This is a genomic window from Roseovarius sp., assembly GCF_018066915.1.
In the GTDB taxonomy this organism is placed as follows: Bacteria; Pseudomonadota; Alphaproteobacteria; order Rhodobacterales; family Rhodobacteraceae; genus Roseovarius.
Genome location: NZ_JAGPVV010000190.1, coordinates 1 through 9,623 on the forward strand (window position 1 = coordinate 1; position 9,623 = coordinate 9,623).

Consider the following 9,623-nt stretch of genomic DNA (forward strand, 5'->3'; position numbering starts at 1 on the left):
GTGTCATAAAGCAACCCAACGATGGGAAGGCGCGAATGAAGCCATTTCTCGCCGCCCGTCTTGGGCTCGTAGTGATCGTGCGGAATTCCGGACATTTGCGCGTTTCCTTATCCCAGTTGGATCGTGGTTTCGTCGAGGAATTGGGCCACCGGCACCGGAAGGTTCTCCGGGGCGGGCCCTTTGCGGATACGGCCCGCGCTGTCATAGTGCGACCCGTGACAAGGGCAGAACCAACCACCGAAATCACCGGCACCATCACCGATAGGAACGCATCCGAGATGGGTGCATACGCCCATTTCGACCAGCCATTCCCCCGCTTCATCGAGCGTGCGGTTCTCGTCCGTTGCGGGTGCGGTCTCTTCGATATTTGCATTGCGTGCCAGACCGTCAGGCAGCGTGGCGACATCAACGCTGCGCGCCGCCTCGATATCTTTCGCAGTCCGGCGACGGATGAACACCGGCTTGCCCAGCCATTTCACCGTCAATTGCGTCCCCGGTTCAATCCCGGACACATCCACACGGATCGAGGACAGCGCCTGCACATCCGCCGAGGGGTTCATCTGGTTGATCAGCGGCCAGATGGCTGCACCTGCGGTGACGGCACCCGCGCCAGCGGTCGCATAATAGAGGAAATCCCTCCGGGTGCCTTCGTGATCTTCTGCGTGGGACACGAGAAATACTCCCTATATATCAGTGCCGCAATCGGCCTCATACGATGATAGGCCTCGGGATTCCCAAAGCCAGCATGTGCGGCTATTTAGCGGGGCTTTGGGGGGCCGTCCAGCCTGCATTACCCCAAGATTTGGTGAGAGCGCGCATCTGTCGCGCTTGACGGGTCTTGTTCACGAAATCGGGCGGTGCCCTGCGCACGCCCTCTCGCGATGCCACCCCTTACGCCGGGGCAGTTTTAACCATGCTCTCGCGCGCGCTCATCTTGGCATACCACGCCTCCAGCGCCGGATGCCCATCCCGCCAACCGCGCACGTCATGGCGAAAATCGAGATAGCCCAGCGCACAACCCAGCGCGATATGGCTCATGTCGAGCGGCCCCGCGAGATGGCTCATCCAGCGCCCTTCCACGGCATCAAGCGCCCGCGCCGCCTTGGCCCATTGCCCCTCGACCCACGGCGCATAGCGCATGTCTTCAGGCCGGAACCGTGCTTCATAGGTCATCGCCAGCGCGGCCTCCATGATGCCTTCGGCAATCGCCTCCAGCGTCAGCACCTCCCAGAGCCGCGCCTCGGGATAAAACCGCCCGCCCGCCTGCTGATCCAGATAGCGGGTGATCACCCGGCTGTCGTGAATCGCCGGACCGTCGAGCCGCACCAAGGCGGGGATCTTGCCCAGCGGATTGGCCGCCGCCGCCTGCGGATCGGTCTCCAGCGGCGTGGTGGTCACATCGACCACCTCGACCTGATCGGCCAGACCGCTTTCCAGCAAGAGCACACGCACCTTGCGGACAAAGGGGGACAAAGGCGAGGAAATGAGTTTCATGGCGCGCTCCGCTTTCTGTTCGGCGCGACCCTAGGCCCAGCCCCCGGCGCTGTAAAGCCGCTCACGCAGGCGGCGCGCGCATCCATTCGGCCAAGAGGTCAGTTTCTTGCCCCTGCCCGGCCGGGCCCAGATAATCGGCGGCACGCAGGCGCACCTCCTCGGGCTTGTTCTGCCCCAGCTTCCACGTGCCCGCGATCTCATCCACCCGCATCGCGCAAGGCACGATCTGCCGCATCATCCGCTCGAGCACTTCGGGCGTCATCTTCTCGGCCCGCCATTCCGGCTTGGGTGCAAGCCGCGCCTCGAACTCCGCCGATTGGCGGTCCAAGAGATCGCGCATCCCCTCTTGCGGCTGCAACGTGACCTCTCCCACCAGATGCACGGCGACATAGTTCCACGTGGGCACCTGATCCTCGACCCCATACCAGTCGGGCGAGACATAGGAGTGCGGCCCCTCTATCGCCAACCGCGCCCGCACCGGCCCAGTCAAGAGCCGCGCAATGGGGTTGGACCGCACAAGGTGAAACTCGGCCTGCGTGCCATCCGCGTTCAAGAGAAACGGAATATGGCTCATCAGCGGCCCCTCGGGGCTGCACACCGCCAAAATCCCGAACCCCCGAGCACGGGCGAATTCCACATTGCGCGCGGCCGGTGCCTGACGAAAGGCGGGATTGGGATGCATGGCCCTATTCCCCGCGCCGGGGGCAGAGAACATCCTCGACCGCCTTTGCCACCCGCAACAATCGCTCTTCGCCATAGGGCTGACCGCAGAGCATCAGCCCGCAGCTCGGCACCCCCGTAGGCAGCGTCACGGCACAAAGCCCCAAGAGATTGCCCACCCGCGTATTGCGCAAGGTCAGCAGGTTCTCGGTCACGTAATACTCCGGGTCCGCCAAGAGCCGCGCCTGATCGGGCGGCAGATTGGGCGCTGAGGGCATGAGCACCGCGTCATAGCCCGCAACCCGCGCATTCCACGCGGCGCGCAACGCCTCAAGCTTGCGCCAGCCCGCCACATAATCCGCAGCACTGATGGCCTTGCCACTTCGAAACCGCTCCAGAATCGGCGCAAACATCTTGTCCGGGGCCGCCTCGATCACCTCGCGCCAGAGCCCATAGGCCTCGCCCGTAAAGAGCACCGGCGAGAGCGGCAGCGCCTCGGCCACCTCAGACGCCTCGATCTCGTCGATCACAGCACCTGCATCCCGCAGCGCGTCGAGCGCTAGCGCATGCGCGCGCGCAGGCTCGGGCCGGATAGCCTCCATCACCGACGTCCGCAGCACCGCAAACCGCAGCCCCGCCAAGGTCGCCCCGCGCAAATCCGCCGCCTTGCCCCCTTCAATCGCCGCCAGCATCAGCGCGCAATCCTCGACCGACCGCGCCAGCGGCCCCACCGTGTCGAACCGCAGGCAGAGCGGCACCACCCCGTGCAACGAAACCCGCCCCGAAGTGGTCTTGAGCCCGACCAGATCATTCCACGCCGACGGGATTCGCACCGACCCGCCCGTGTCCGACCCGATCCCGCAGGCGGCCAGATCAAAGGCCACGCTCGCCGCCGCCCCCGAGGATGATCCGCCGGGCACAGCACCTGCGTTGTTCACACACGGCGGCGTCGCCGTCACCGGGTTGAGGCCCAGACCGGAAAACGCCAATTCGCTCATATGCGTCTTGCCAAGGCACACCAGCCCCGCCGCCGTGCCATTGCGCAGCACTTCGGCATCGCGATCCGGCACCCGGCCCCGGAGCAGCGCCGAACCCGCCTCGGTTGCCACACCCGCACTGTCAAAGAGGTCTTTCCAACTGACCGGCACCCCGTCGAGCAGCCCCAGACGCTGCCCTGCCTTGGCCCGCGCCGCCGCTGCTGCCGCCTCGGCCCGCGCGCGGCTTTCAGTCACGGCACTGTAAATGCGGTCGCGCAGCGGATGGGCGGTGATCGCCGCCAGATAGGTCTCACATAGCGCCTCGGGGTCGATCTCGCCGCGCCCAATGCCGCGCCCCAGATCGCCCGCCGTCATCTTGAGCCAGTCCTGCATCCCGTCCCCCTTTCGCTTCAAAAACCATTGCTAGCGGCAGAGCGGCGCATGGACAATCCCGCGCGCACGCACATATTGGGCACATGACACATGACAGCGACCTTCTCATCGTCGGTGGTGGCCTCAACGGTCCCGCGCTCGCCCTTGCCGCCGCACAGGCGGGGCTTTCCAGCACGGTGATCGACGCCCTGCCCGAACCCACCCGCAAGAACGCGGCCTTTGACGGGCGCGCCTATGCCTTGGCGCTCGCCTCGGTGCGGCTCTTGCAAAATCTTGGGATCTGGCACCGCGTGGCCGAAAACGCCCAGCCGATGCTGGAAATCAAGGTCTCGGATGGGCGCGCGGGCGAAGGGCCATCGCCCTTTTTCCTGCATTTCGACCATGCCGAAATCGAAGAAGGCCCGATGGGCCATATGCTAGAGGATCGCTACCTCCGCCGCGCCCTGATCGAGGCGATGGCAGAGCAGCCCCTGATCACCCAAGTTTCCAACGACACGGTGATGGCGCAAGAGAGCGACGCCACCGGCGTCACCGTCACGCTCGCCTCGGGCAAAACCCTCACCGGGCGACTTCTCATCGGGGCCGATGGGCGCGCCTCGGGCACTGCCGCGCGCGCGGGCATCCGGCGCACCGGCTGGGGCTATGGCCAGACCGCACTCGTCGCCGCTATCGAGCATGAGTTGCCGCATCACGGCATCGCGCATCAGTTCTTCATGCCCCCCGGCCCGCTTGCCATCCTGCCCTTGCCCGGCAATGTCAGCTCGATTGTCTGGTCTGAAACAGACGCCACCGCCGCGCGCTTCGCCGCGCTTCCCGATGCCGACTTCATGGAGGTGCTGCGGCCAAGGTTCGGCGATTTTCTGGGCGCGATCAAACTGCGCGGCGCGCGCTATACCTACCCGCTCAGCCTGACGGTGGCCAACAGCTTTGTCGCCGACCGCCTCGCCCTGATCGGCGACGCCGCCCACGGCATGCACCCGATTGCCGGACAGGGGCTGAACGCGGGCTTGCGCGATGTCGCCGCCTTGGCGCAGGTGATGACCGAGGCCGCGCGCCGGGGCGAGGATATCGCAGCACCCGATGTGCTCGCCCGGTATCAGCAATGGCGGAGGTTCGACACCGCGACGCTCGCCTTGGCCACCGACCTCACCAACCGGCTTTTCTCCAATGACAACCCGCTCCTGCGCGCCGCCCGCGACCTCGGCATGGGCGCACTCGGCCACATGCCCCGCCTGCGCCGGGGGTTCATCCGCGAGGCGGCGGGGCTGACAGGGGATTTGCCGGAGTTGATGAAAGGGTAAAACACCGCGCGGAATCAAGCCCGAAGGGCGCCGCGCGGGGGCACTTGGGGCAAAAGTCGTCGTAAACTAACCCCTACCCCCTCTCCAAAAACCGGATCATCGTGTCGCTATAGCGCCGCTCTTCGAGCAGGCGCAGACCCTCGGGCGGGGTGATTGCTGCACTTTCCTCCCAGACGATCAGCGCCTCGTCAGAAATCCAGCCCCCCGCCAGCGCCGTCGCCAGCGCCTCCTCGCCCAGCCCCTTGCCATAGGGCGGATCGAGAAAGACCAGATCATGCGCAGCACCCGGATTGGCCCCCGGTCGCCGCGCATCCAACGCAAACACGCGGCACGCCGCCTCTGCCCGGCAGAGCGCAATGTTCTGCCGCAAAAGCGACAGCGCCTTGCGCCCGCTCTCGATGAAACTCACGGCCTCTGCCCCACGCGACAGCGCCTCAAGCCCGAGCGCGCCAGTGCCGGCGAAAAGATCGAGCACCCGCGCGCCTGTCACGGGATCGCCATAGCCCCCGGCCAGCACGTTAAAGAGCGCCTCGCGCACCCGGTCTGACGTGGGCCGCAAATGCGCCGCCACATCGCCCTTGCCGACACTGGCCAGCGCCCGCCCGCGATGCGCCCCAGCGATGATCCTCACCCGAGCAACACCTTGAGATCAGCCGCCGCATCCGCCACCACCGCCGGATCAGCGGATTTCCCGGCATCAATCAACCGCTTGCCGACCATATAGGCGCGTGGATCGTTCATCGCGTCCACCGCCAGCAACGCATCGCCCCGGTAATACCAGAACGACACCGAAGCCGCCCCGTCGCGCGTCACGATCCGGTCATAGCCAGTGCTCAGCCCCGCAATCTGCAACTTCACATCATATTGATCCGACCAGAACCACGGCTTTGGCACATAATCCACGCCGCGCCCCAGGATATTGCCCGCCACACAGTCGGCCATGTCGATGGCATTGGGCACGCTTTCCAGCCGCAAACGCCCGCCCTCATGGGGAAAAGACGCGCAATCCCCCGCAGCCCAAATCGCGGGATCAGAGCTGCGCCCCTGCGCATCGACCGCGATGCCATTGTCAATCGCCAACCCCGCCGCCTCGGCGAGTGCGGTATCCGGCACGATCCCCACGCCGACAATCACCATATCCACGGCCAACTCTGTCCCGTCCGACAGCCGCGCGCCGCTGACCTGACCATCCCCCAACAAACGCTCCAAGCCCACGCCCTCGCGAATATCAACGCCGTGCCGCCCATGCAGCGCGCGGAAATAATCCGAGGTCTCGGGTGCCGCCACCCGCTGCAGGATGCGCGGCGCCATCTCGACCAGCACCACCTGCATCCCCCGGCTTGCCGCCACCGCCGCCGCCTCGAGCCCGATATAACCGCCGCCCACGATCAGCACGCGCGCGCCCGGCACGAAGCCCGGTGCCATCGCATCCACATCCGCCAGCGTGCGCACCACATGCACACCGCCCAAATCCCCCCCAATCGCCGCAGGCAGGTGGCGGGGGCGCGATCCCGTGGCCAGCACCAGATGCTCATAGCTGAGCCGCTCCGCGCCCATCACCACCGCCCGCGCCGCGCGGTCAATGCCGGTCACGCGCACACCCAACCGCAGATCAATGCCCGCCTCGGCATAATAGCTCTCAGGCCGCAGATAGAGCCGCTCCAGCGCCATCTCGCCCAGCAGGTATTTCTTGGACAGGGGCGGGCGCTGATAGGGCGGCACCGGCTCTTCGCCGATCAGCGTGATGGGGCCTTGATAGCCCTCGCTCCGCAGTTTCGCCACCAGCGAGGCCCCCGCCTGCCCTGCTCCGATCACCACGACACCCGACATCCCGCTCTCTCCTTCTTTGGCATGGTCACTTGCCTATCACCGGCCTATATCTACTTCCATCCCGAAACCCTCGACAGACAAGGAACGACCATGACCCTTTCTTCCGGCGACAAACTCCCCGATGCCACCCTGCTGAAACTGGGTGCGAAAGGCCCCGAAGCGGTCGATCTCAAGAGCCTGACTGCGGGCCGCAAAGTGGTGATTTTCGCCGTGCCCGGCGCTTATACGCCCACCTGTTCCTCGGCGCATGTCCCCAGCTTTATCCGCACCAAGGCGCAATTCGACGCGGCGGGCGTCGACGAAATCATCTGCGTCTCGGTCAACGACCCCTTCGTGATGAAGGCCTGGGGCGAGGCCACCGGGGCCACAGAGGCCGGAATCACCATGCTGGCCGACGCCGAGAGCGCCTTTACCAAGGCCATCGGCCTTGATTTCGACGCGCCGCCCGCGGGCCTCCTTGCGCGCTCCAAGCGCTATGCGATGGCGGTCGAGGATGGCACCGTCACCGTGCTGCATGTCGAGGAAAGCCCCGGCACCTGCGAAGCGACAGCCGGCGAATCGCTGCTCGCGGCAGTGTAAAGCGGATCAAGGGTGCGAGGGGCCAGCCCCTCGCGCTCCCCGGAGTATTTGAGCCATAAAGAAATAGCTCACGCAACCGGCGGCGTCAGGATATGGCGCAAGAGCGCCACGGGATGCGCCCGCAGACTGAGGCGCAGCGCGGTATAATCCTCGACCACCTCCTCGCCCAGCGTCATCGCGGGCAGATGCGCCGCAGGCTCGACAATGCCCTCGCCGTCAATATCACGCGCAAAGAGCGGCAAGGGCCGCTCGGCTCCGATTGCCCGCGCCTGCCAGAGCGCCTCGCGCCGCGTAAGACCGAGGGCCGCAAAAACATCCGCCTCGGCCAGACGGGCCAGCGCCGCCGGGGCCACCCCCGCCCGCCGCCAGACATCTTCGGGGCCCACATAGCCATTGCCCCGCGCCGCCGCGATCCAGTCGGCCTCGTCCTGCGCCACGCCCTTGATCTGGCGAAACCCAAGGCGCAGCGCCAGCCGCCCCCGGCTGTCCGGCTCGATGGTATTGTCCCAATACGAGGCATTGATGCAGACCGGGCGCAGCGTCACGCCATGTTCGCGCGCATCCCGCACGATCTGCGCCGGGGCATAGAACCCCATCGGCTGCGAATTCAGCAACGCACAGGCAAAGATCGCCGGGTGATGGCACTTGAGCCAAGCACTCGCATAGACCAGATGCGCGAAACTGGCGGCATGGCTTTCGGGAAAGCCATAGCTGCCAAAACCCTCGATCTGGCTGAAACAGCGCTCGGCAAAGTCATCGTCATAGCCATTGGCGCGCATGCCCTTCAGAAATCGCGTGCGAAACTCAGCGATATTGCCATGTTTCTTGAAGGTGGCCAGTGACCGGCGCAAACGGTCCGCCTCTTCGGGCGTGAACCCCGCGCCGATGATGGCGATCTGCATCGCCTGTTCCTGAAAGAGCGGCACGCCCAGCGTCTTGCCCAGCACCCGGCCCAACTCATCCGAGGGAAAGCTCACCGCCTCTTCGCCATTCCGACGCCGGATGAAGGGATGCACCATATCGCCCTGAATGGGACCGGGGCGAATGATCGCCACCTGAATCACCAGATCGTAAAAACAGCGTGGGCGCATGCGCGGCAGGAAATTCATCTGCGCCCGGCTCTCGACCTGAAAGACCCCCAGACTGTCGGCCCGGCTCAGCATCTCGTAGACTTGGGCGTCCTCGGGCGGCAGCGTGGCAAGGCTATAGGCCTGCCCGCGATGCTGCACCAAGAGATCAAAGGCCTTTCGGATACAGGTCAGCATCCCCAGCGCCAGCACATCGACCTTGAGAATCCCCAGCGTGTCGATGTCATCCTTGTCCCAGCAGATGACCGTGCGCCCCTCCATGCTGGCATTCTCGATGGGCACCAATTCATCCAGCCGCCCCTCGGTGATGACAAACCCGCCGACATGCTGGCTCAGATGCCGGGGAAAACCGATGATCTCGCGGATCAGCGCCAGCGTCCGCGCCAGACGCGGATCACGCGGATCAAGCCCGATCTCGGCCAGGCGCGCAGGCTCCAGCGCGCCCTCACCACCATGCCCCCAGATCTGCGAGGTCATGGCCCCCAGCAAATCCTCTGATAGCCCCATGGCGCGGCCCACCTCACGGATCGCACGCTTGGTGCGGTAATGGATCACCGTGGCGCAGAGGCCGGCGCGATGCCGCCCATAGCGCTCATAGATCCACTGGATCACCTCCTCGCGGCGCTCATGCTCGAAATCCACGTCGATATCGGGCGGCTCATCGCGCGCCTCGGAGACAAAGCGCTCGAACACCATCGTGCCGATCTCGGGGCTGACCGAGGTCACGCCAAGGCAATAGCACACCACCGAATTGGCCGCCGATCCGCGCCCCTGACACAGGATACCCCGCGACCGGGCAAAGGCCACAACGTCATGCACGGTCAGGAAATAAGGCTCGTAGCGCAGCTTGGCGATCAGCGCCAATTCATGCTCCATCATGGCGCGCACCCGCGCCGATGCCCCCCCCGGATAGCGCCAGTCCAGCCCCGCCTCGGCCAGCCGCCGCAGCCTCTGGGTTGGGGTCTCATTCTCGGCAACCTCGCTGGGGTATTCATAGCGCAATTCATCCAGCGAAAATCTCAGCCGCGCGGCAAGGCTCGCGGCGCGACTGACCGCGCCTTCATGCCCCGCGAAAAGGCGGCGCATTTCCTCTTCCGAGCGCAGGCGCTGCTCGGCATTGCGCAGCGCATGGCGGCCCAGCCGGTCCACCGTCACCCCCAACCGGATCGCGCTCAGCACATCTGCCAGACGGCGGCGGTGCCCGCGGTGCAGGATCGGCGCAGCCGCCGCCACCGTCGGCAGGCCGAGCCGCGCCGCCAGCCCCTCTAGCCGCGCGAACCGCGCCGGATCGCGCCCGTCAT

At 65.8% G+C, this 9,623-nt stretch carries 8 protein-coding genes and 1 pseudogene; 2 read left to right on the forward strand and 7 right to left on the reverse strand.

The genetic code is table 11. The annotated features are described in order from the left end of the window. Positions 1-107: 107 nt before the first annotated feature. The 4 genes from petA to KBT70_RS10390 all read right to left on the reverse strand — a co-directional run bounded on the left by petA (position 108) and on the right by KBT70_RS10390 (position 3,524). Complete coding sequence (petA, locus tag KBT70_RS10375) at positions 108-671, reverse strand: ubiquinol-cytochrome c reductase iron-sulfur subunit (protein WP_037273366.1); 564 nt, start codon at positions 669-671, stop codon at positions 108-110. A 220-nt stretch (positions 672-891) separates the two neighbouring features. Then, the gene (locus KBT70_RS10380) at positions 892-1,494 is read right to left on the reverse strand and encodes a glutathione S-transferase (protein WP_296632412.1); all 603 of its coding nucleotides are present in this window, start codon (positions 1,492-1,494) and stop codon (positions 892-894) included. A gap of 61 nt (positions 1,495-1,555) precedes the next feature. Beyond that, entirely contained in the window at positions 1,556-2,176 is a 621-nt protein-coding gene (locus KBT70_RS10385) for an FMN-binding negative transcriptional regulator (protein WP_296632415.1), read from the reverse strand. A 4-nt stretch (positions 2,177-2,180) separates the two neighbouring features. After that, the gene (locus tag KBT70_RS10390) at positions 2,181-3,524 is read right to left on the reverse strand and encodes an amidase family protein (RefSeq protein ID WP_296632418.1); all 1,344 of its coding nucleotides are present in this window, start codon (positions 3,522-3,524) and stop codon (positions 2,181-2,183) included. 48 nt (positions 3,525-3,572) lie between these two features. On the opposite strand from KBT70_RS10390, the pseudogene KBT70_RS10395 reads away from it, so the two are divergent. Next, positions 3,573-4,825: pseudogene (locus KBT70_RS10395) on the forward strand (FAD-dependent monooxygenase). A gap of 73 nt (positions 4,826-4,898) precedes the next feature. Here KBT70_RS10395 and rsmD read toward each other — a convergent pair. Both rsmD and KBT70_RS10405 read right to left on the reverse strand, forming a co-directional pair. Further along, entirely contained in the window at positions 4,899-5,456 is a 558-nt protein-coding gene (gene rsmD, locus KBT70_RS10400; RefSeq protein ID WP_296632421.1) for a 16S rRNA (guanine(966)-N(2))-methyltransferase RsmD, read from the reverse strand. Beyond that, complete coding sequence (locus tag KBT70_RS10405; RefSeq protein ID WP_296632424.1) at positions 5,453-6,655, reverse strand: FAD-dependent oxidoreductase; 1,203 nt, start codon at positions 6,653-6,655, stop codon at positions 5,453-5,455. The genes rsmD and KBT70_RS10405 overlap by 4 nt, the downstream gene beginning before the upstream one ends. A 90-nt stretch (positions 6,656-6,745) precedes the next feature. Here KBT70_RS10405 and KBT70_RS10410 point away from each other — a divergent pair, with 90 nt between their 5' ends. After that, positions 6,746-7,234 (forward strand): peroxiredoxin, encoded by a 489-nt coding sequence (locus tag KBT70_RS10410; protein ID WP_296632428.1) that lies wholly within the window; start codon positions 6,746-6,748, stop codon positions 7,232-7,234. 68 nt (positions 7,235-7,302) lie between these two features. Here the strand turns inward: KBT70_RS10410 and KBT70_RS10415 are convergent. Then, a partial coding sequence (locus tag KBT70_RS10415) for an error-prone DNA polymerase (RefSeq protein ID WP_296632431.1) occupies positions 7,303-9,623 on the reverse strand: 2,321 nt, incomplete at its 5' end.

Excerpts from the sequence above, each read along its gene's own strand:
- KBT70_RS10410 (WP_296632428.1), top strand. The coding sequence starts at position 6,746 with ATGACCCTTTCTTCCGGCGACAAACTCCCCGATGCCACCCTGCTGAAA.
- KBT70_RS10380 (WP_296632412.1), bottom strand. The coding sequence starts at position 1,494 with ATGAAACTCATTTCCTCGCCTTTGTCCCCCTTTGTCCGCAAGGTGCGT.
- KBT70_RS10385 (WP_296632415.1), bottom strand. The coding sequence starts at position 2,176 with ATGCATCCCAATCCCGCCTTTCGTCAGGCACCGGCCGCGCGCAATGTG.
- KBT70_RS10390 (WP_296632418.1), bottom strand. The coding sequence starts at position 3,524 with ATGCAGGACTGGCTCAAGATGACGGCGGGCGATCTGGGGCGCGGCATT.
- KBT70_RS10405 (WP_296632424.1), bottom strand. The coding sequence starts at position 6,655 with ATGTCGGGTGTCGTGGTGATCGGAGCAGGGCAGGCGGGGGCCTCGCTG.